Here is a 21,212-nt window from a genome sequence, read left to right on the forward strand (position 1 = left end):
CGCGAGCGCAGGCAATACCTGCGCCCGACGTGTTCTGCTGCGGCGCACCGGCCACGTCACGGTTGCGTGGTCGCCGGGCACCTCCTTGCCCACGGCCGCGCATCTACGTGCACTGGCGTCGAGGGCATCCTGACAGCATGGCACTCCTGCCAGTACAGGGATGTGCGCCAGCGACCAGACGTATCCTGAAACCGACCTTATGACTGACAGCGCAACGCCAGCCCAACACGGTAGGTGTAGGAGCGGCCTCGTGTCGCGAAAGGGGCGCGTAGCGCGAGATCTTCACCCTGCGCAAAGACGACACCATCCCCCGCACGTCGGCCTAACACTTTCAGGAAAGCGACTCGATGCCCCAGGTGGATCCCGAGCTGTTCGACCGCGGCCAGCCTACCCGCACGACTGAACCTAGCGAACCTGTCTTTCTCCCTGACAAAAACCTTGAAAGGTTGCCCCGCAAACCGGCTTCACTCAGGCCGCTAAAAGTTTCTTGCTAATGCCCATATGCGCATCGTCCATCAGCGCTTTAGCCATTTCACCAAGAAAGTAGGAGGCCCAAATCAGTGCAGGCTCATTGTCCATAACGCCAATAAACGAGGCCCTACGAGCGCTATCCATCAACACCGATGCCTGCGCCAAGGCGTGGTCACAACAGTTACCCGCCTCTACCCGAAACAGCCGCTTGCCCATAATGGCGCCTTCCAGGCAAGTCGCTGAGCCGACTGTCAGGCCCAGCCTGCCGATGCGGTCTAGCGGTTCTTTGTCCATGTGTAATCCTCCGGCTTGGCTGATTCAGTGCAACGTCGGCTTGCTCGGCTCATCGAAGCGCTGTACCTGCGTGAGAGCCGTATCCACCAAAGCTCGGGCGGTTTCGAGCTCATGCATGATGGTCAGCATCATGATCGAGCCGGGCGTGCGCGGCAGGAGCAAGGCAGATTGATGGGCCACCGTCAGTGCGCACAGGACGTAATCTGCGGCTTGGATCAGGGTGTCTTCGAGGGCGTGGAGGGAGTTGGGATGGCGTGGGTCGGGGACGATTTTAATCATATCGACTTCTCCTGCGTGGGGAAAGCCAGACACCTGTCCTTTGCAGAGGATGGGTGGCGGCTACGTACAGGCTGCAAAGCCGGGGCAGAAGAAGGAAACCCGGTAGGTCCGAAAACCTCCCATACGCAGCCACCATAAAGCGCAACCGCCAGCATGAATTCATGCAGACAGCCTGGTGGTAACTCCTTCCTCTCTGGCTCGGGTTTGCAGACCCGTTCGCTGATTTCGCAGCGACAGGGCGAGACTAGGAGGTTGGAGATACCACCGCAATGGCGAAAAAGCGGTAATAGGATGATTCGGAAATGGACTACAGGGAAGAGCGAAAATCTGATTAATTCACGTAGGACCCAGACCGAAGATGAAACGAAATAAGACGAGAGTTCATCTGAGGCCCAGCCTGTCGATGAAAGTTGATGGTCCTTATCAAGGAAGGATTGATGGGTGGCAGCTACATACAGGTCTGCAAGACCGGAAGATGAGAGAACCGGCAGATCCGAAGACCTCCCGTAGGTAGCCGCCATTGACTGAGCGACATCAGCACCGTCAAACCGCGAGATACACGAGCTTGCGCAATTCCCCAATTACCTGCGGGTTTCGTACCTCGTGAACATCCGCCCAAATCCGCGCAATCACTGATTTGAGCAGCTCAGTCTGGCTCATCTGCGTGCGTTGCAGCAGCGCCAGAAAATCCTCGGCAATATGCGGGTTGATCTTCATCGACAGCCGACGCGTTGCCGCCGGAGCCGCCAGCGCCCGTTGACGCAGTTGCTCATCCAGCGCCAGAACAAACGCCTCATGAGCAGCCTGCAGCCCGGCGGCATCGTCAGCCTGCGCCAGCGCCTGAAAGTAATAGCCCAGAAAGAACTTGCGCAGATTCACCCCTGCATCGCTGCTCACCTCATGCATCGCCGCATCCAGCACATCCAGGTAAAACGCAGGCAAGCGCGCCTCGATAGACTTGAGCTGCTGCTTGCGCGCTTCACGGATAGCCGGCGTGGATTGCGGCGGGATCGCCACGACCGTTTCGCATCCGCTGCAGACACCCACAAGAATATCTCGCGCCTGGCCCTGGCCGTCGCTGAATGGCACGTCGCGACGCCCGTAAACAAACGCCACCAGCGCTTGGCAGTGCTCGCACAGCGCCCTGCCCGTGTCGCCTTCAAAATAGATCTGCATGATCTGGATACTCACTGATGAACGCTGAGGAACCAGGTGTCTGGCTCGATGAAATAAAACTTGATGTACCAACCGTGCCGCCTCAGCACATGAACGATGACCTCGGGGGCCATGTGGTGCGCGGTGCAGCTATGGTGAGCGCCGCTGCATGAACGGATCACCTCGATGACTGCACGTGCCGACACGGCCCCCATTGCCAGCAGATTTTTGATCGTGATGTCACCCCGCGCCGCATGCAGATAGTTGCCCGACTCGAGCGCCGCAATTAACGCGCGCTTTGCCGCTTTGAAACCGTTATCCATAGTCATCCTTGACTGGTACGAAAATCATCGTACATTTCTGCAGTTTGGTCCAGTCCGCCTGTAGAGCGGAGCGACCAATGGTCGTCCACCGCAAAAACAGATGCGCACACCTTGGAATGACTATGGCAGGCCCGCGTGCCAGAGCCCTTGCCGTACCGTTACCAGCCTTTACCCGGTTTGCACAATGTGTCCGGCTACTGATCGCCACCGCCCCATTCAGGCGCACCCGGTACCCGCGTGAATCCAGCTGAACTTTCGAAACCACCCTGCCCTCCCATTTTTACGTGTCGGGCAAAAGCATCGACCGAACCATTTCCATCACCTTGATCGAGAGGACCGAGAGACCACCATGAGTAATCAACTGGCAGGTAGAAAGGTACTGTTCATCACCGCAAACACCGGCATTGAACGCGATGAGCTGGTCAAACCGCTGGAAGCGCTGAAGGCTCACGGAGCTGAAGTCACCCACGGGTCGAGCGAAGGCGGCACCACCCAGACGTTCGTTGGCGACACCGAGAAAGACCGCACCGTCGAGTCCCAGACCTCCCTGGCTGGGCTCAAGGCGGCAGACTTCGATGCGCTTGTGATTCCAGGCGGCACGGTCAATGCCGATACGCTGCGATTGGACGAGAACGCTCAGCGCCTGGTGAAGGAGTTCGCCGATGCGGGCAAGGTAATCGCTGCGATCTGCCATGGCCCTTGGGTGTTGATCAATGCCGGGGTTATTCCGGGCAAGACCCTCACCTCGTACCCCAGCGTTAGGCTTGACCTTGAAAATGCCGGGGCTGAAGGTTGGGTTGATGCTGAGGTGAAGCAATGTAAAGCCAATGGCTGGACCTTGATTACCTCGCGGACGCCGAAGGACATTCCTGCCTTCAATGACGCTATCGCTGCGGCGATTGAAGGGAAATAAGGTACGCACAGATGGCAGCCCGCGCGGGTTGCCATCAATCCCTGCTCGTTTTCCCGCCATAGACGGCTGATAAAGTCATATGGCACTCGTCCGATCGGATGCATGCTCCAGCGCCCGTTGAACTGCCAAGGGCGCAAATGCCATTTTTCGTAATCACTTCACCTCTAGTCGCCTCGTTCGAGCCCTGTCAGGGTGATCGCGGGCGAAACTGCGGGCTTCTTGGTAGACTACGGCATCCTTCCAGGCTGGTAAGGGCGATGCAGCTAACCGATCCGTCAGCCTTATTATTTGCTCTCATTGTTGCCATCTCGACGGAGCCGGCGCGCCCAGCAGTGGAACCGCTCTCTCCGCTGTCATAACAAGGCGCCTACTCGTAGAAATGGTACGGACATGCGTAGACCAGAATGCCCCTAGAATCAGCCTCAAACCCACAAACCACGCGCTCTGAGCCGTCCCGCCGGTTCAGCGTTGCACCGATGATGGATTGGGACCATCTTCCCTGATCAACCCGTAAACACTGCCCTAAAAAGATCCACGCACTCTTCTTGTACCAATTTTGTACCATCCACACGTCCTCCGCCCGAGGTTTTTCCTCTAAATCTTTCCCAGCTTTTTTGCCTTTTACCTCAGACACAGAAGTCAATCTCACTGTCTATTGCTTATCACGATAGCATTCTGCTATACATTGTCGTTAGATTTTCCACTGCTAAGCCGGCCTTAGCACTTTTTCTATTAAGGGATTAAAATGGCTAAACGACTTGTATTGTTCAACCACAAGGGCGGCGTGAGCAAGACCACCACTGTCTATAACATTGGATGGATGCTTGCAGAGCAAGGGTACAAAGTCCTGCTAGTAGATGCCGACCCACAATGCAATCTATCAAGCCTAATACTCGGCGACGACTTTGACGAGTACTATATCAATGACGCCACCCGCGACCAAAATATCAAAGATGGTGTAGCACCTGCCTTTAAAGGCAAACCAACCCCTATTCAAGCGATAACATGCAAAAGTCCAGAGAGGCAACCCAACCTTAAGCTTCTTGCTGGGCACGCCACTTTATCCGAATATGACGCATCGCTTACCTTTGCACAAAACTCTAACGCACTGGCTACTCTTCAAAACCTACCAGGCGCATTCAACGAGTTAATTCAAAAAGTTGAAGCGGCAAACGATATCGACTATACAATCATTGACCTTAACCCAGGTCTAAGCGCTATCAATCAGAATCTATTTCTGAACGCAGACTTTTTCCTTATCCCAACAAACCCCGACCCCTTCTCGATTATGGCGCTTGAGACGCTACAAACGATCTTCCCGAGATGGGCATCGTGGAAGGTCCAAAACGAACAGGCCTTCCAAGACTCTGCCTATCCATTACGGCCTGGACTTCCCAAATTTTTAGGCACTTCCATCCAGCGCTTTAATGTCAGGAAGGGTCGACCAGCTGCGCCATACAGAGACAACATTGCAGAGATCAACGCCGTTACTCGGGACCGACTGTTCCCAACGCTTGAGGCTGCAGGCCTTACCCTTAAACCCACCGATTACCCACAACACCTTACTAATGACGGTTTCTGCTTAGGTCACATCCAAGATTTTGGCTCATTATTGCAACGTTCGCATATTGCAGGTGTTCCTGTATTTATCTTAAACAAAGAAGAATTGGCTGACACCGGCGTTGTGCTGGACAACGCAATGGCTAAACGAGATCAACTACATCAACAGTTCGTCCAGATCGCGCAAACTCTAGTTACATTGATGAACAATTAAATATGCGAAATGCTCAACTTGTTTTTCAAAAAAATATCAAACAAGCGAACGATCTAGGTGTAATTTACGACCACCTCACTGAGCTAGTTCATATTCGCGAGCCATTCGACGATTTATTGCGCTATCAGCTTGTCTACTCAGTGAGTGCATTTGACAAGCTAATACACGACTTAATCAGAATAGGGATGGTGCAGATCTTTGAAGGATCAAGACCCACCACACCTAAATATGCTAACGAAGGCATCGCACTTCAGCACCTAACGGACTTATCGCCCGGTGCAATACCTCCGCCAGGCGCTAAATTCGAAGAGCTAGTCCGAGAGAAACTCAGCATACTGTCGTTCCAAGACCCGACAAAAGTCGCTGAGGGCTTGAGCTTTATATGGAAAGAAACTCAAAAATGGCAAGTACTAGGGAACAAAGTCGGACTCACCGACAAAGATGCAAAGCTCAACCTTAAACTTATAGTGACCAGACGAAACGCTATAGTCCATGAGGCAGACCTTGATCCGATAACCAGCTTCAAACAGCCTATTACGAGAAACGAAGCCGCTGATGCTGCTGCTTACCTGCTCAATCTTGGGAACGCCATCTGCGACTTAGTCACATAAAGCAACAACCTGCCCCCCCCCAAAAAAAAGGCGCCCCTCTTCGGAAATGAGGTGTGGGCGTTTTTCAATATATATGGCTACCCTCACCGTCATCCACTGGGGCCGTGGACTGCCCTCGAGATGTATCAGCAGTTAACCGCTGACTCAACCTCTCACCGTCCAAAGTTGATCGATACGCGTGGTATACGATTGACTCATCATTTCCCGGCGCATCCCCCAATCGGGGGTGCGGGGGACAGTTGCTGCATGCAAGGTGCCTCTTCCATACTTGCCGTTGATCTCGTCCAGTACTGACATTAAGCGGTCGCTCGCCACCGGCTGCGTGACCGCAAATAGATCATCGCTGAATTCGCCAGGCTGTCGCAGATCCAGCAGAAGCACCTCTGCCTTGCTGTACCGAAAACCGGGCCTGTAGATCCGCGCAACTGCCTCCGTAGCAGCTCGCGTGAGTAGCAGCGTGTCGTTGGTAGGGTATGGCAGCTCAACCAAAACGCCCTGGGCATAGCGGGCTTCATCGGGATTGAACATGCCGGTGCGGATACTCACTCGAATGCGCTTGCACACTGATCCCTGAGCACGCAGCTTCTCCGCCGCTCGCCCTGCGTAGGTGGCCACCGCCTGCTTTATCGGAGCGATCTCGGTCAAACGCTTGCCGAACATCCGGCTGCAGCAGATCTCCTGCTTTGGCGGGTCAGCCTCCTCAAGCTCGAGGCAAGGTGTGCCGGCGAGCTCCCTGGCTGTCTTCTCGACCACAACACTGAACTTTTGGCGCAGCGTCCATGGATCAGCTTTGGCAAGATCCATTGCAGTGCGGATCCCCATAGCCTCAAGGTGTGCGGTCATCCGCTTGCCGATTCCCCACACCTCTTTGACCTCGGTATTGCGCAGCACCCAGTCGCGCTTGAACGGATCGCAGATATCAACCACCCCTCCGGTTTCCGCCTGCAGGCGCTTAGCGGTGTGATTGGCCAGCTTTGCCAACGTCTTTGTGCGTGCGATACCAACCCCTACAGGAATGCCGGTGCACCTAAGGATCTTGGCCCGCATGTCACGGCCGAACTGGGTCAGATTGCCAGGGATGCCGGTGAGATCTGCGAATGACTCATCGATCGAATACACCTCAGCTCCCGGAACCATCGCCTCGATCAGTGACATCACGCGCTCGCTGATGTCGCCATACAGGGCGTAGTTCGAGGAGAAAGCCACAATGCCATGCCGCCGCAGCTTTTCCTTGGCCTGGAAGAAAGGCTCACCCATTTTGACAAACGGCTTTGCATCGTAGGATCTGGCGATCACACAGCCGTCGTTATTGCTCAGGACGACTATCGGCGTCTTGGCCAGGTCAGGCCGGAATACGCGCTCGCAGCTCGCATAAAACGAGTTGCAGTCGATGAGGGCGAACACCTGATCATTGCGCATGGTCGCGCACGCTGTAGCGAACCACGCCCCAGATCATCAGGTCATCGCCCTCCATGACGTGGCGGGGCGGATAGGCTGGATTCTCCGACTGCAGGATCAGCGCGCCGTCACGGCGGTACAACCTTTTGCAGACAGGCTCAGCATTGATTGCAGCAATCACGATGTCTCCGTGTTCGGCTTCATTGCTACGGTCCACGATCAGGAGATCACCGGAATGGATCCCGGCGCCCTGCATGCTGTCACCCTCGACCTGCACCAGGTAGACGTGAGGGGCACGGAGGTCGAATAGCTCATCGAGGGAAATATGCCGCTCAAGGTGGTCCGCTGCTGGTGAGGGAAACCCCGCTGGCACGCGGAAGGAGTAGACGGGCAACAACGCAGGTCCGCCCGTGGGCGTCCCAAGAAAGGTGATGGTCATGGCAGGTCAGTCCAACTCAAACTGTATATTCATACAGTAAACTAGTAGGACTGATTCCGGTCAATACCAATACGATGAGAAGCCGATCAACGTCGAGGTGGGTTATGTGCGGACGGTACTCGATCTACGAGTCAATGGATCACTATCTCCAGCAGCTATCGCTGGATCTTGTGGTGATCAACGGCTACGACCATGAGCGGATCAACCGCTACAACGTGGCGCCGTCAACTCGCGTCGAGTTGATTCGCCCGAGCGAGGGCGGCGTCTGCGTTGACCGAGTGAAATGGGGATGGTCGCCCTTTTGGGCGAAGGGGAAGCGCCTCGACCCCATCAATGCGCGGGCCGAGACTGTGGTGACGGGAAAGTTTTTCAAATCGCTTTGGCCGGGTGGCCGGGCGTTGGCGCCTGCTAATGGGTGGTTTGAATGGATCCCAGACCCAAGTGACTCGAAGCGCAAGCAGCCCTACTACATCACTGCGGCAAACGATGAACCGTTGTACTTTGCGGCGCTGGCTGAGGTTCACCCCGGTCTAGAACCCGATGACCGAGATGGCTTTGTGATCATCACTGCTGCAGCTGATCAGGGTCTGCTCGATATCCATGACCGTAAGCCGCTCGTGCTGACGCCTGAGCTTGCACGCGAGTGGATCGCCCAAGGCACCACAGCTGAACGGGCCGAGGAGATCGTGCAGACCGGCTGCCGACCTGCTACGGACTTCAGGTGGTACCCAGTGAGCAAGCAGGTAGGGAATGTCCGCAACCAGGGCGAAGAGCTTATAGAGGAAGTCCCGGTGCGGTCGCTAGAATAGCTGCCCCAGTCCTGCCGGTTGCCAATTCATAATCACCAGCTCGCCTGTAACTTCAGCTTTTCCCTGCCGCTGGTTGGCCGTGGTATAGCGGATGTCGACGCACTCGAAGTGGAAGCCGTCAAAAGCTCGCCGGATGTCTGGGTGATCGTTGATGCTAACCATCACCCTACCCTTGCAACGGCGCATGAAGTCGGCCATGCGCTCGTATTCCACGAACGGAAAATCCACGCCATAGCCTGCGGTTTGCCAGTACGGCGGGTCCATGTAGAAGAACGTGTGCGCTCGATCATAGCGCTCGGCGCAGTCGAGCCAAGGCAGATTCTCGACGTAAGTCCCGGCGAGGCGCTGCCACGCGGCAGACAGGTTCTCCTCGATACGCAACAGGTTGATGGCCGGGCCGGTGGTGGCGGTGCCGAACGTCTGCCCAGTGACCTTGCCGCCGAATGCATGCTGCTGCAGGTAGAAGAAACGGGCAGCGCGCTGGATGTCGGTCAGCGTCTCAGGTCGGGTCATCTTCTGCCACTCGAAGATCTGCCGCGAACTGAGCGCCCACTTGAACTGGCGCACGAACTCCTCCAGATGGTTCTGCACAACACGGTACAGGGTGACCAGGTCACCGTTCAGATCGTTCAGCACTTCCACGGGCGCTGCCTGGGGGCGCATGAAGAACAACGCGGCGCCGCCGGCGAAGACTTCGACGTAGCATTCGTGAGGGGGAAAAAGAGGGATCAAGCGGTCGGCCAGGCGGCGTTTGCCACCCATCCAGGGAATGATTGGAGAGGTCATGGGTTCGCAAGTCTTTACTGTATGGATAGACAGGTGTTAGGCTCGCCGCGCTTTGTGCACGGAGCGAGAGCCTCGGCTGGACTTGCAGGAAGGGTCTGCGGGTTCGGCGGGCCGGCTGGGGTGTAGACGCACCCTCGCCGGCTCGCTCTTTTCAATTCAAAGAATGTTCTGGTAACTCTCGTACTGCTCATCCATCGTCATCAACGGCGCAAGTCGATGCTCATTTAATCGAGATTTAGATCTAATCATCCGAAGCGCCTCGTATGCATTCATAAATATTCCTTTTGCAGAACCAGGGACAGCGTCATCGAAGATATTAGACGAACCGCTAGCCGAGAGTAACAATTTAACTACCGCCTTAAAATCCGTGGTAGTGGGCGAAGTCAAGTAATCTAAAAAATCTGCCGAACTACTATTACACAATACGGCAACGGATGCGGCAGTCGATCTTTTAGTCAACAGATGCTCTAAAGCCACTTTCAAAGACATTGTCGAACCGAAGCCAGCGAAATAGTTATCCAGGGCGGCCCGAATCCGTTCATCTCTAGGTTCATCCCACAAGTCCTCCCGATCAGCCAGAGTACGAACACGGTTTAAATTCTCAAAAAACCGTATTATAAGAGCATTAGCCTCATCATTCATACCCATATCACGATATAGATGGACCACCCCATCTAAACGCTCGACAGACATATGCTCAAAGTAACTATCAAGAGCTAGCCTGAAGCTCTCGAAAATCGTTTCTTGGGTTTTAGAAAAGTTATTATGGTAGTCCATCCACGCCATACGATATTCGTATTCGGCATCAGCGATTCCAGCCTGATGCTCGGCAGCAGCAGCAATATTTGATATCAGTTCAGAGTCAACATATCCTTGACGCACTAAACTTATGACCGCCCTATCCAAATCAGACGTGAAGAAATACCCATAGTTCCGCAAGGTTTGAACCTGAGCCTGCTTAGCCTCGAGCTCTTCCAGTTCAGAGCCCGTGGCGCCACCAAGCGGCGTTTCTACTGTTCCCTCGAAATGCTCAAGCTCCTCCAATGTAATTGGACTCAATTCCCCGCCGTACCGGGCAAGTACCGCCAAGGCGATTGTGCTGCTAATATCCGACCATAACCGTGCGTTCTGAACCTTGACAGCATCGCGCAGATAATCGTAGTAAAACTTAATCTTCCGAATCAACCTTACATTCGTCAAACCTAGCTTAACCACCCTATCAATAATATCTTTCTGCTCGGCCCCATCACCAAACACAACCCTAACACTCTCCGCACTAGCCGGTTGATACTCCACCTCATATGAAAATACTTTTTCGCGATACTCAGAAAACTCCGAACCCTCACCCCCTAACTCATCCTCATTCAAAATGAGGATAACTTTACAGTTCCGCTTCTCTACAAGCATGGAAATAAGCCCTAAAACTTCGGCATCGGACAGCCCTTTGCTTTTTCTCTCAAAATCATCAATACATATCAGTGCATCATGAATCGCAGCTGCTTGGTAGGTATCAACAATTGCACCTGCTCCTTTAACTCCCGACAATAGCTTGGTATTGCGACGCAGGAAACCTGCAATACTTTCTAACCGATCCTCAACGGATCTCACACCACCTGAATCGGCGGCATGTTCCTTCTTTAGGAGATTTTCATATATCGTACGCTTCAACTCTTTGAGACTGCTCAAGCCAAATAAAGAGACATATGAATAATAAGTTGCACCCAGACTTTCTTTTTTCCTCTTAAGCACCCCTTCCCAAAGAAACGTCTTACCTACTCCCCACTTACCTTTAAGAACAATTGCAGACCGCTCTGAAGATACGGCAAAGTTCTCTAGTGCTTCCTTGACAACGGACATGCTGTGACCCCATTTATCTTTGTAAAGCTTTAATATAGTTCTGACACGCTTGTAACGCGATCAGTCCTCGATCGCCTTCGTCGGTGATGGCGATAATTCGTTGAGCATGCGCTGGGTCAAGGTAGGCTCGTACGGCTCCATGTACCACGCTTCCGGCGCTGGTGGCGGTTGGCACCCCAGAGCCACCACCCTCGGCTGTGGTTGCGGCGAGGATGACTGACAGCCGTAGATCAGCAGTAGCGAGCCTGTCACGCAGGCGAGCTTGAGTAGTTTGAGCATCGCTCATCTCCTTCCAGTGGTTGCCCGCAATGGACTTCAAACGATCTTCCAGACCGCGACGATGCTCCTGTTCTTCAGCCTGCCATTTAATGACCGCCGCAGCTGCGCCTTCACGCTCGAGCCGATACTCGCCAGCCTGGTCAGCCAGCGCTTTTTCGTAGTGGTTGTCCTGCCAAAGCCATGCACCACGAGCGCCGAGGTATGCGCCAAGCGACAGCGCGAGGACTGCTAAACGCCAACCCAGCGCGCTCACCGCAGCACCTCAAGCGCTCGCTTGTAGAGGGCCGATCGATCATCCAGGCCATTGATACCCCCGTTGATCCGCTTGGTGATGGTCAGGAAATCGCCCTTGTCGGCAAGGGTGTTCAGACCGGCTCGTTGCCAGAACCAACCTGCAGATAGCGCCGCATACACGGGCTGCTCCAAAAGCTCCGGGGTGTTCAGCAAACGACTGTCGCCGAACAGCGCCTCGCTGCAGGCTTCATAGTTGGCGCGCCCGGTTACTTGGATGAGCCCCCGGCCGCGATACCGCTGCCCATCACCGTCCGGCTCCGGCGTGTTGCCGAGGCGTTGAGCCAGACGCCCGATGTCGTACTTGGCTAGGTAGACATCATTGCCAAGCTCACGCACATGACGTAGCTGGCCGGATTCGTGGCCAAGCTGGGCGATGAAAGCAGCCATGCGCAACCGGGTGACGATGGCGTATTTACCCATGGTGGCATTGAGTCCAGGAATAAAAACGCCGGCTTTTGCGCCGGCGTTGGGGAGGATCTGCAGCAGTTGCTTCTCGGTGATAGCCATTACGGTTTGTCCTTGAACAGGTTGATTTAAAGGTCATGGGGTTACAGAGGCTCGATCCTGAGCGGCTGCTTGGCTTTCTTCGTTTTCTTGCCGGCGGCTTTCGCCTTGCCCTTCTTGCCGCCGTTGCACTCGACGGTCGTAGTCCAGCCGGACTGGGTGAAGACCTGCTCTACGCTTTCCACCAGGTACTCACCATCAAGCCCAACCTTGAAGGCCTGGGCGTTGATCTGTCGTTCTGCAAACAGGTCAGTTCGCCCGGCCATTTCAAGCCGCACGGCGGCGGTGCTGCGGTTGAATGCAGACAGCCGGGCCTTGGCGGCCTGCTTGGCGGCCGATTCGTTGGGGTAGATATGGCGGTCGGTGTGGACGGCCGGCAGGCCATCGGGCGATTCATCGTTGCCCAGCTCCACGACTTTCATGGCGCCGGTTTTGGGGTCTTGGTGCTTGGTCTTGACCGCCTGCTGCGTGCCTCGATCACCGAGCCGGAACGAATACCGGCTAACGTCCGCCCGGTTGATGGTCACGGCCGACAGCGTCTTGCCGCTTGCGCCTTGGTTGCCGTTCCTGGGCATGACCAACAACTTGCCGTCGCCCACCTTGGCCGTGCAGTCGTACTGCTTGGCCAGCCGGGTGATGAAATTGAAATCGGATTCGTTGTTCTGGTCGATGCGCGCCACCTTGGTCTGCACCGAACACACCGGGGTCCAGCCGTTACGCGCGGCTACGTCACGCACGATCTGGGCGAGCGGAACGTTTTCCCAACTGCCGCTGCGCGTGGTCTTGCCGCTGCCGCGCATATCGCTGGCCTTGCCGCGAATGGTGATGGTGTCCGGAGGGCCGGTCACTTCGACTTCATCGACGGTGTAACGGCCGAGGCGCGCCAGAGCCTGGCCGTCATAGCCCAGATAGACCTCGATCCCGCCGCCACGCTTGGGCAGGCTCACCTGCTGGGCGCGGTCGTCAATGCGCAACTCGAACTCGTCCGACTCCATGCCGGGCTTGTCCGTGGTGCGCAGCAACAGCAGGCGATCATTGATCAGCGCGGTAATGTCCTTGCCGTCCGCGACGATGCGAAACATCGGTTTCATGCGTGTGCTCCAGAAATAAAAAACCCCGCACTCGGCGGGGTTTCGTTACGCGTAACGCGGGATCAATCCCACAGCATGATTGACTCGGTTTGCGGCGCCGGCAGATCCGGAAAGTGGATCAGGACGCCCGCCCGGTACGGCTGCGGCTCGTCGGCCAGACCTTGGTTGGCCTCCAGCACCGTCTCGACCGTGCCGAGCAAGTGGCCGTAGACGTTGTGACAGAGAGTGTCCAGCAGATCCCCGTCAGACGTTCTGCATGTCATCGCCATACTTCACGAACTCCAGCGAGAACCCTTGTTTGCGCGGGATACCGCCGGGCAGCAGCGCCCCTTGGTCTTCGTCCACGTTCGTTAAGCACCAGTTGCCCAGCACCTCGCCATAGCCTGTGATCAGGCTGAGCGGCTGCAGGCGGCGGCCGATGGTGCGTAGCGTGTTCAGCTGGCCGATACCGCCCTTGAAGCCTGGGTAGATCGCGCCCTTGATCGTCAGCTTGTCTTCACCCTGGCCGACCGCCTGCTGCGCAATGTCCCGCGTCAGCCGCTCTTGGCCAGCCCACCGAAAGCCCGTCTGCCGGCGCAGCTCGTCAAAGCCGGCCGTGTCCATGTTGAAGTAATACGGCTCAAGCTTGGGATCGAGCGGCTGCATGATCAGCAGATGCGGGAACGGCTTCACCGCCTCGGCCGCCGGGGTGGCCTCAACGCCCAGGGCGCCGGTCGGCACGATGTTGCCCAGTGACGGGCTGATCTTGCCGGCGATGCGGTTGATCGCCGCCCCCGCCCGCGCGGCCTGCTCTTTGACGGCGCCGATTCGCTCCTGCACCTGACTGGCTGCAGTCACCACCCGGCTATAGGTCGCCGCCACCTGGCCAACAGCGGACTGGGCGGCGTTGATCGCCCGCATGGTCCGCTGCAGCTTGGCGCCGATGGCAGGCCCGATAAACGGGATGCCTTCCAGCTCCGAGGCCGCCCCTGTCATATCACTGACCGCCCCGTTGAGCGGCCCCAACATGCCGTCGAGGCTAGTCCGGCCAGCCTCCCCGGCCGCGATCAGTGACGACAGCGTCGACCCCATTAACTCCATGTAGGCCATATCGCCCCCTTACAGGTGTGCAGCATCATATAGTTGAGTTGAGGCCATGCGGGCGCCCTGCTCGCGCTGGAACGCCTCCCACTGGGCGCGCATGTGCGGCTCCAGCTCGCGGGCCAGCTGCGCAGGGTCTTTAACATCCCCCTGCACCGTGATTGTGCTGGTCGGCGAGAACGTGAAGGCTTGGTCAACCTTCGGCGCTTCACCCTTCGGCGCTGCCGCCTTGGCCAGCTCCGGGGCGCTCGCTGCAGGTGCTGCCGTTGCCGCCATATCCCGCACGACGTTGCCCGTTGGCGGCGCGAGGCCGGCACCAGGGAAGCGCACGCGATTGGCCGTCAGTGCGGGCACAAGGAACGGATCTTTCGAGTTGGGATCACGCGGATCATACGAAACAGCCGGCGCTGCAGGCGTTCCGGGCGCCGCCGCCGGCGGCTTGGCCAACGCGGCCCCAGGGAACCGAACCTTATCGGCCGTCAGTGCCGGCACGAGGAACGGGTCTTTTGAGTCAGGGTCACGCGGGTCATACGAAATCGCCGGCGCCGGCGGCACTGCAGTCGCGGCCAGTGAGACAGGCACAGGCGGCGGCAAAGACGCTGCCGGCGATACAGGCTCGGCGGGCGGATCTTCTTGCTTGACCGCCGGCGCCGGTTCCTCGGGCTTTTCCTCATCCTCGCCGAACCACTTCTTACCGAGGAACCCGCCCAGCGACTCGCCACCCATACCGCCGATGGCCGCACCAATGGCGCCGCCGATCACAGTACCGATCACCGGTACCACCGAACCAAGCGCCGCACCCATCGCGCCGCCGGCCATAGCCCCGGCCAAGCCGCCAGCGGCCCCGCCGTAGCCTTCGGCCTTCTCGTCCTGAGTTGTAGCATTCATCGCGGTATCAATCGCGCCCATGCCCGCGTCAATCACGTTGCCGCCCGGCAGGCGCTTGGCCAGCCGTGTGACGTTGCGAATGCTGCTGACGGTCTTGCCCAGGCCGGCCAGCTCGCCCGCACCTTCGGCCAGCGCCTTCGGCGCAATAGGTACGCTTGGCGCCTTGGCGGCCGGTCGAGTCGCCTTGGCCGCCGTCCGTGGCGCGGCGCGAGACGTTGCACCCTGCCGCCGGGCGCGGCGACGACTGCGGCGACTCCCTGCGCGCTCTCCGGCGCCCGTAGCAGCGCCGCCAACACCCCCACCCAATGCGCTGGCATTGACCACAAAGACGCGCTGCGGCTCGCTGCTGAGGCCTGAGCCGCCGTCATTGGCCGCCGCGCCGCCAAATACCTTGCCCAACGCACTCAGGCCGGTATCCACAACACGATTGCCCGTCTTGGGCAGCGCATCGCCGGTACTGCCTGCATTGCGCCCTCGGGTGCGCCCCATGATCGAGCCGCGCGCCACGTTGAAGACGCCGATACCGATCTTGGCTGCGCTAAACGTGGTGATCAGCGCCGCGACAGCGGCGGTCACGCCGGCAGCGCCCATTACCATGCCTGGGAACTTGTCCGACAGGCCGGCGATGCCCTTCGCCACCCACGTCAGGCCTTTGGCGGCCGCGTCCGTGGCGGGCCGGATGGCATCGCCAATGCTGCGCATCGAGTCATCGACCGATTGCGACAGCTCGGACCACTGCTGCGCCGATGTTTCGCGGCGCTCAGCCAGGTTCTTGTCCAGAATCCCCGACGAATTCTTGGAGTCGTTTTTAAGCTGCTCATACAGGTCTTTGTTTTGCGAGTAGGCCGTAAGCGCGGCCTTGACCTGCATGTCTGCAAACAGGTCGCCGGTGCGCAGGGATTTCTCCAGCGCATCGAGCGCCGCCTTGGCCTTCTCCGGGTCGACTTCGCTGCTGATCGTGGCCTTGGCGTCCTTGATCTTTTGCGCCTTCGCCGGGTCCGTGGCTTCCACATATTTCATCGCCAGGGCCATCGACGACTCAATGCTGCTCATGCCCTTTTGAATGCCGGTATTCAGCGAGCCTTGGTAGTCGATACCAACATCCGCATAGGCCTTGACCACATCCCCAGAACCGATTTTCTCTACCCAGTTCTTGAAGTTGTTGGCCGCTTCGTCCGAGCTGCCCGCCGTTTTCATCTGCACTTGCAGCATGGAACCAAGCGACGTCACCGCATCCAAGCCGGTGCTGCCGTTCTTTTCCATGCTGGCCAGCAGTTGCGGGAACCAGCGCGCCATGTCGCTGGCCTCGAAGCTGCCCGCCTGGCCTTGGTAGGCGATAGCCTCCAAAGCCTGCTGCATCACCTTCGGGTCGTTGATCTTGGCGTTCTGCTGCAGGGCCATGATCATGCTGGCCGTGTCGACGCCGGACGCGCCCTGACCAATCGCAAACTTGGCCGCTGTCGGCGCGTAGGCCATGGCCTTGTCCAGCTCCATGCCGGCACCAACCAACTGGTTGATCAGGTCCGCCACGTCATTGCGGGCCATGCCGGTGCTGTCGGCCGTGCCGATCACCGTCCGGCTTAGCTGCACTTCCTGCGGCGTGTTGACCGCATCCGCCTTGATCGCGATATCACGAATGATCGCCTGATAATCCGCGCTGATCTTGGTCGGGATCGCGGTAAGGCCAACGCCGACCGCCGCCTTGCCGAGGTTGGACGTTAGCGAGGCCTTGCCCGCGCTGATCTGCTGATGACCTTTAACCTGCAGATCGGCCGCCTTGGCCTCGCGCGCAAGGCGCTTGTACTCCTGACCGAGCCGACCGACCTCGACGCCCTGCTTGCGCAAGGCCGTCAAATTGCCCTCCAGCTTGCGCAGCAGCTTGTCGGCGCCGGCGGCGCCGGTGTCGTGCGCCCGCTTCCATTCCTCGCGCAGCTTGACCGTTTCGCCGATGGTGCTTTTCAGCACCTTGGCCTTGTTGCCTTTCTTCTCCAGCTTGCCAATACGGTCCTCGACCGTGTTGAACGCGGCGCCGACCGACGATGCGACGGCGCCCCCGATCACCAGCGATAACGCCAGCTTGCTTGCCATACGCTACCCCTCAACGGCTCAATCCGTGAGCCACCAGACCACATCCTCCCAAGGCATGGCCGCTATCTCAGCGGCCGAGAAACCCAGCTCAACAGCCAGCCGCTTGGCCAGCTGCTTTTGCAACTTGGGGTTAAAGCTCGTCGTCCTGCACCAGGCGAAAATAGCCAGTCTGCAGGCGGGTGTAATCTTTCAGGGCCATGCCTTCCAGTTCCTTGACGTTGACCTCGGCCAGGCTGGCAAACAGGTTGAGTTCTCGCTGCTCTTCGTCGCCGGCACCGGCCTGCGCGCTGCGGATATCGCGCACGGTCGGCGCGCGCAGCGACAGCTTGTCGACTTGAATGCCATTGGCCTCGATGGCCTTGGTCAGGGTGACGGTCACGCGGTCGCCGGTAACGATCAGCCAGGACGGGGTTTTGGTTGCTTGTGCCATGGGGAAAATCCTTATTTCAAAAAGGAGAGGGGGTTACAGGCCGAGGGCGGTGCGCTGTGCGGCGAGCTGGTCAACGCCGTTGATGACGCGCTTCATGCCCAGGGCGTCGATTTCGTAGATGACCCGGCCGTCGATTTCCAGCTTGTAATAGGTCAAGGCCACGTTGTGCTTGATCTCGGCCTTGTCGCCGGCCTTCCAATCGCCCATATCAACCTCTTTGAGGCTGCCGCGCAGGGTGACGACTGCGGGGGTAATTTTGCCCTTGAGGCCTTTGAAGGCGCCCCGGAACGTGCCGTTGAAGCCGGTACCGTCGGCCAGACCGAAGAACTTGAGCGACTCGCGGCGCACGCCGGTGGTGACAAAGCCGGCCTCTTGTTTCTCCATGCCTTGGTCCATTTCGACTGGCATGTCCATACCGCCTGGGCGGTGCTCTTCCATTTTCAGGGTGAGCTTGGGCAGGGTCAGGCTGGGCACGTCGCCCTGAAAGCTGACGCCATCGACAAACAAATTCATGTTGGTCAGGGTTTCGGGAATCATTGCCATGTGGTGCGCTCCTTAAGCGGCGGCCGACAGAACTTCTGTCAGCCATTGATTGGTGACTTCGACGCGGAAATTAGGGTTCTCAGCGGGCGGCACATCGGTAAAGCGGATGTTCCAATAAACCTTGCCCTGCTCCAGCTGGCTGGCCGTGTTCAACTCGGTGTCCGCGTAGACCTCGAAATTGATAATCGCGCCTTGGTTCTTGAGGTCGCGCATGAACGCCTGCAGGCCTTCGGTCACGTCCTTGACATAGGTTGCGGTGATCGAGCGGTCGACCGCCCACTTGTGCCCGTACAGGATCGCGTCCATGACGATATCCATCGTGCGCACACGGGTGACGAACGCCCATTTCGCATCGGCCGACAAGGTGCGGTTGCCCCACAGGCGGTAGCCGTCGTCGCGGATGATCGTCGCGATGTTGGCGTTATTGAGCAGGTTGGCCCGGCAGGTTTCGTCACCGTCGAGGAATTCAATCGGGCGACTGGTACCGGTGATCCCGACGAACTCCTTGTTCGACGGCGAGGCCCAAAAGCCGTACTCCGAGTCAGTCCAGGCGAACAGGCCGGCCACATAGGCCGAGCCAGGCGCGTCGACCGTAGCGTTTGCAGTGGTGTCCCAATACTGCACACCCGGATCGACCATGTAAGCGCGCTTGGCACCGAACTCGCCGGCGTAGGCCATGACGGCCTCGTCGGTGGTGTTGGGGCCGTCGATGATGGCGATTGCGCGCAGCTTGTCAGCCAACGCCACCAGGGCGGTACCGACCGCCTGGGTCGCGCTGTGCTTGGGCGTCACCAACAGTCGCGGCTGGGCGTTGAACCGGCTCTTACCATCAAGCAGCGCCTGCAAGCCGGTGCGCTTTCCGTCCAGCAGCGTGCCGCCGATGATCGCTGAGGTTTGCTCGGCCGCGTCCTCAAGCTTGGCCACGCCGCACGCGACAATGACCGCCTTGGCGCGGGTGTAGATCGCTTGGCAGGCCTTGGTGATCGCCGAGTCAGGACCGAACGCGGCGATGGCCTCGCGCTCGCTGGTGATCAGCACCAGGTCATTCGGCTGCGCACTGTAGGTCGGCGCCGGGGTAAAGGTGTCGACCAAGCCAATGATCGAGGACGAAGGCAGGGCGATGGTGCGCGCGCCGGTGTCGACGTTCGTTACGGTAACGCCGTGAAAGAAGCCAGACATAGACTCTCCAGATATGAAAAGGCCCCGCGTCAGCGAGGCCATAGGGATACAGCGGAAAAGAAAACGCCCCGTCAGTGCGGGGCGTCATAGGGCGTAAGTGTCAATCCAGCCCGGCAACGGCGGACGCTGCAGCGGATCAGGAAAGAACTCTGAAACAGGCCAGTCGCGCAGCTTCTGCAGGTAGGCCAGAAACTCGTCAAACCGCTCAGTGCTAAGGGTTGTTGGACGCCCCAGATCCTGCTCGTCCCGGTGACGATCACGAAGCCACTGACGGGCGGCAAGCTCGCCGTCTCGCCATTGCCGTTCGGCGCTCTTACGCTGCTCCAGCGTCTCCACCTTCTCGGCAAAAACGCCATTCTCGAAAACCCAGCCGGCCCGCGTCGGCGCCGGACAAGGCCGCCACTTGAGGTCGGGGTGAAAGCGCCCCTCAGGATCAACGTCGGTCGTCTCAAGCACCTGACCGTCTTGTATCAATGCCCACATGATCCGGCTCCTAGTAAGTGATGAATACGCAGCCGTCTGCGCCTGGCTGAGACTGGTTACTGGTGCGGCCACCGCCGCCCATGCCAGGCTGGCTTGGTGTGGTTGAGTTACTTGTGGCAAAGATGCTCTCACCACCCCCGCCAGCGCCGCCCAAGGCGTAAGTACCAGGAGCATTGCGCAGCGCCGGGCTACCGGAACCCATCGACATGTTTATGTCTCCGCCAGCCCCATAGCCGCCGGCTGCGCCGCTCCCCGAACTACCGCCCGCACCGCCCGTAGCAGAACAGAACGTCCCGAAGGCCGATGCAGTGCCGGCATTACCCGAAGCCCCTGCAGCGGATACCGCTGCGCCGCCGGCGCCGACAGTAATGGTGATCACGGAGCCGGGCACGACATTACAAAGGCGCTTGCTGATACCCCCACCGCCGCCACCGCCAGACCCAACTTCTTGGGTACCGAAACCGCCGCTACCACCAGCGCCCCGAACCTCTACATCAACTTTGTACACGCCAGCGGGCACAGTCCATTGATAGACCCCTGCCGACCTGTAATAAACCTTCGCCCGGTAAGGCAAGTGCCTATCCGTGACCACAAGCTCCCAAGCAGACCAGACGCCCGCCGTGTTCTTTGTGCGTGTAAACGACAATGGGTTGATGCTGCCGATCAACGAATCCCAACGCTGCGAAGCCATTTTGCTGCTGCCACGCTCGATATGCTCAAGCGTGCCATTCGGGATCTGCCCAACCCCTACCAGTGCCGGATACTCGGGCTTTGTGCCCGTAGTGCCGGCACTGATCATATAGAGGCCACTGACAGTGATAGCATCAATATCGCCCGCGAAATTTACCGCCGAAGCACCCCAGCCAAACGCGCCTACTGTGAGCATCGCCCCTGGGGTTACGTCCAAGGGAGTGGCCTGCTTCGGTGTGTTCAGGCTTGTCCAGAGCTGCGCCCAGTCACTCCAAACGCCAGCAGTATTGCGAGTGCGAATAAAGGTAAGCGGTACGACCGTGGTTACAAGAGAATCCCAGATCTGGGTGGCCATATTGCCACTCCAGCGCTCAAGGTGAAGGACGTTACCGTTCGGAATCGCCCCCACCCCCAGGCCTTCTGGAAAAACCGGCTTGGTGCCAATGGTGGTGCCGGTCACCATGTACGAGCCACCCTCAACGATATTGTTGATGTTGGCGGCCACGTTCTCGCCACTAGCCGCACCCCACCCATAACGCGCCATCGCCGCCCGT

The 21,212-nt window shown here is 58.2% G+C and carries 23 protein-coding genes; 4 read left to right on the forward strand and 19 right to left on the reverse strand.

Features of this window, described 5'->3' with window-relative positions:
- Window positions 1-468 precede the first annotated feature (468 nt).
- From HU736_RS08715 to HU736_RS08730, 4 genes are all read right to left on the reverse strand, one after another.
- A complete protein-coding gene (locus HU736_RS08715; protein ID WP_186699430.1) occupies window positions 469-765 on the reverse strand; it encodes a DUF3077 domain-containing protein in 297 nt (98 codons plus the stop codon).
- Window positions 766-789: 24 nt separating this feature from the next.
- On the reverse strand, window positions 790-1,044 hold the full coding sequence (locus tag HU736_RS08720) for a hypothetical protein (protein ID WP_186699432.1): 255 nt from the start codon (window positions 1,042-1,044) through the stop codon (window positions 790-792).
- Window positions 1,045-1,587: 543 nt separating this feature from the next.
- Complete coding sequence (locus HU736_RS08725; protein WP_225912994.1) at window positions 1,588-2,292, reverse strand: hypothetical protein; 705 nt, start codon at window positions 2,290-2,292, stop codon at window positions 1,588-1,590.
- The gene (locus HU736_RS08730; RefSeq protein ID WP_103438008.1) at window positions 2,232-2,522 is read right to left on the reverse strand and encodes a hypothetical protein; all 291 of its coding nucleotides are present in this window, start codon (window positions 2,520-2,522) and stop codon (window positions 2,232-2,234) included. The genes HU736_RS08725 and HU736_RS08730 overlap by 61 nt, the downstream gene beginning before the upstream one ends.
- 349 nt (window positions 2,523-2,871) lie before the next feature.
- Between HU736_RS08730 and HU736_RS08735 the strand changes: the two genes are divergently transcribed.
- The 3 genes from HU736_RS08735 (at window position 2,872) to HU736_RS08745 (ending at window position 5,820) form a co-directional block, all read left to right on the forward strand.
- Entirely contained in the window at window positions 2,872-3,435 is a 564-nt protein-coding gene (locus HU736_RS08735; protein WP_186699434.1) for a type 1 glutamine amidotransferase domain-containing protein, read from the forward strand.
- Between the two features lie 745 nt (window positions 3,436-4,180).
- The gene (locus HU736_RS08740; protein WP_186699437.1) at window positions 4,181-5,209 is read left to right on the forward strand and encodes a ParA family protein; all 1,029 of its coding nucleotides are present in this window, start codon (window positions 4,181-4,183) and stop codon (window positions 5,207-5,209) included.
- Window positions 5,210-5,211: 2 nt separating this feature from the next.
- Window positions 5,212-5,820 carry a HEPN domain-containing protein gene (locus HU736_RS08745; RefSeq protein ID WP_186699439.1) on the forward strand — a complete coding sequence of 203 codons (609 nt, stop codon included), beginning with the start codon at window positions 5,212-5,214 and terminating at the stop codon, window positions 5,818-5,820.
- Window positions 5,821-5,964: 144 nt separating this feature from the next.
- Here HU736_RS08745 and umuC read toward each other — a convergent pair whose 3' ends face one another.
- Complete coding sequence (gene umuC / locus HU736_RS08750) at window positions 5,965-7,239, reverse strand: translesion error-prone DNA polymerase V subunit UmuC (protein WP_186699441.1); 1,275 nt, start codon at window positions 7,237-7,239, stop codon at window positions 5,965-5,967.
- Window positions 7,229-7,657 carry a LexA family protein gene (locus tag HU736_RS08755; RefSeq protein WP_181107966.1) on the reverse strand — a complete coding sequence of 143 codons (429 nt, stop codon included), beginning with the start codon at window positions 7,655-7,657 and terminating at the stop codon, window positions 7,229-7,231. Before HU736_RS08755 ends, umuC begins: the two co-directional genes overlap by 11 nt.
- Before the next feature lie 104 nt (window positions 7,658-7,761).
- On the opposite strand from HU736_RS08755, the gene HU736_RS08760 reads away from it, so the two are divergent.
- A complete protein-coding gene (locus HU736_RS08760; RefSeq protein WP_186699443.1) occupies window positions 7,762-8,466 on the forward strand; it encodes an SOS response-associated peptidase family protein in 705 nt (234 codons plus the stop codon).
- Here HU736_RS08760 and HU736_RS08765 read toward each other — a convergent pair.
- The 13 genes from HU736_RS08765 to HU736_RS22040 all read right to left on the reverse strand — a co-directional run bounded on the left by HU736_RS08765 (window position 8,458) and on the right by HU736_RS22040 (window position 21,202).
- Window positions 8,458-9,252: a DNA adenine methylase gene (locus HU736_RS08765; RefSeq protein ID WP_186699445.1), complete on the reverse strand. Its 795-nt coding sequence runs from the start codon at window positions 9,250-9,252 to the stop codon at window positions 8,458-8,460. The two genes, HU736_RS08760 and HU736_RS08765, sit on opposite strands and share 9 nt — an antisense overlap.
- 156 nt (window positions 9,253-9,408) lie before the next feature.
- Complete coding sequence (locus tag HU736_RS08770; protein ID WP_186699447.1) at window positions 9,409-11,109, reverse strand: P-loop NTPase fold protein; 1,701 nt, start codon at window positions 11,107-11,109, stop codon at window positions 9,409-9,411.
- A gap of 13 nt (window positions 11,110-11,122) precedes the next feature.
- A complete protein-coding gene (locus HU736_RS08775) occupies window positions 11,123-11,641 on the reverse strand; it encodes a lysis system i-spanin subunit Rz (protein WP_186699449.1) in 519 nt (172 codons plus the stop codon).
- Window positions 11,638-12,189: a glycoside hydrolase family 19 protein gene (locus HU736_RS08780; RefSeq protein ID WP_186699451.1), complete on the reverse strand. Its 552-nt coding sequence runs from the start codon at window positions 12,187-12,189 to the stop codon at window positions 11,638-11,640. Before HU736_RS08780 ends, HU736_RS08775 begins: the two co-directional genes overlap by 4 nt.
- Window positions 12,190-12,230: 41 nt before the next feature.
- On the reverse strand, window positions 12,231-13,277 hold the full coding sequence (locus HU736_RS08785; protein WP_186699453.1) for a phage late control D family protein: 1,047 nt from the start codon (window positions 13,275-13,277) through the stop codon (window positions 12,231-12,233).
- Window positions 13,278-13,339: 62 nt separating this feature from the next.
- Entirely contained in the window at window positions 13,340-13,546 is a 207-nt protein-coding gene (locus tag HU736_RS08790; RefSeq protein WP_181107960.1) for a tail protein X, read from the reverse strand.
- Window positions 13,521-14,366: a phage tail protein gene (locus HU736_RS08795; protein ID WP_186699456.1), complete on the reverse strand. Its 846-nt coding sequence runs from the start codon at window positions 14,364-14,366 to the stop codon at window positions 13,521-13,523. The genes HU736_RS08790 and HU736_RS08795 overlap by 26 nt, the downstream gene beginning before the upstream one ends.
- 9 nt (window positions 14,367-14,375) lie before the next feature.
- Window positions 14,376-17,333, reverse strand: a complete 2,958-nt coding sequence (locus HU736_RS08800) for a phage tail tape measure protein (RefSeq protein ID WP_186699458.1) — start codon at window positions 17,331-17,333, stop codon at window positions 14,376-14,378.
- Between the two features lie 130 nt (window positions 17,334-17,463).
- Complete coding sequence (locus HU736_RS08805) at window positions 17,464-17,763, reverse strand: phage tail assembly protein (RefSeq protein WP_186699461.1); 300 nt, start codon at window positions 17,761-17,763, stop codon at window positions 17,464-17,466.
- Between the two features lie 33 nt (window positions 17,764-17,796).
- Entirely contained in the window at window positions 17,797-18,306 is a 510-nt protein-coding gene (locus tag HU736_RS08810) for a phage major tail tube protein (protein WP_186699463.1), read from the reverse strand.
- A gap of 12 nt (window positions 18,307-18,318) precedes the next feature.
- Window positions 18,319-19,485, reverse strand: a complete 1,167-nt coding sequence (locus tag HU736_RS08815; protein ID WP_186699464.1) for a phage tail sheath subtilisin-like domain-containing protein — start codon at window positions 19,483-19,485, stop codon at window positions 18,319-18,321.
- Between the two features lie 84 nt (window positions 19,486-19,569).
- Window positions 19,570-19,968: a phage tail assembly chaperone gene (locus HU736_RS21835; RefSeq protein ID WP_225912995.1), complete on the reverse strand. Its 399-nt coding sequence runs from the start codon at window positions 19,966-19,968 to the stop codon at window positions 19,570-19,572.
- 10 nt (window positions 19,969-19,978) lie between these two features.
- Window positions 19,979-21,202 (reverse strand): glycine-rich domain-containing protein, encoded by a 1,224-nt coding sequence (locus tag HU736_RS22040; protein ID WP_367615294.1) that lies wholly within the window; start codon window positions 21,200-21,202, stop codon window positions 19,979-19,981.
- Window positions 21,203-21,212 lie beyond the last annotated feature (10 nt).

Source organism: Pseudomonas shirazensis (genome assembly GCF_014268785.2).
Classification (GTDB): domain Bacteria; phylum Pseudomonadota; class Gammaproteobacteria; order Pseudomonadales; family Pseudomonadaceae; genus Aquipseudomonas; species Aquipseudomonas shirazensis.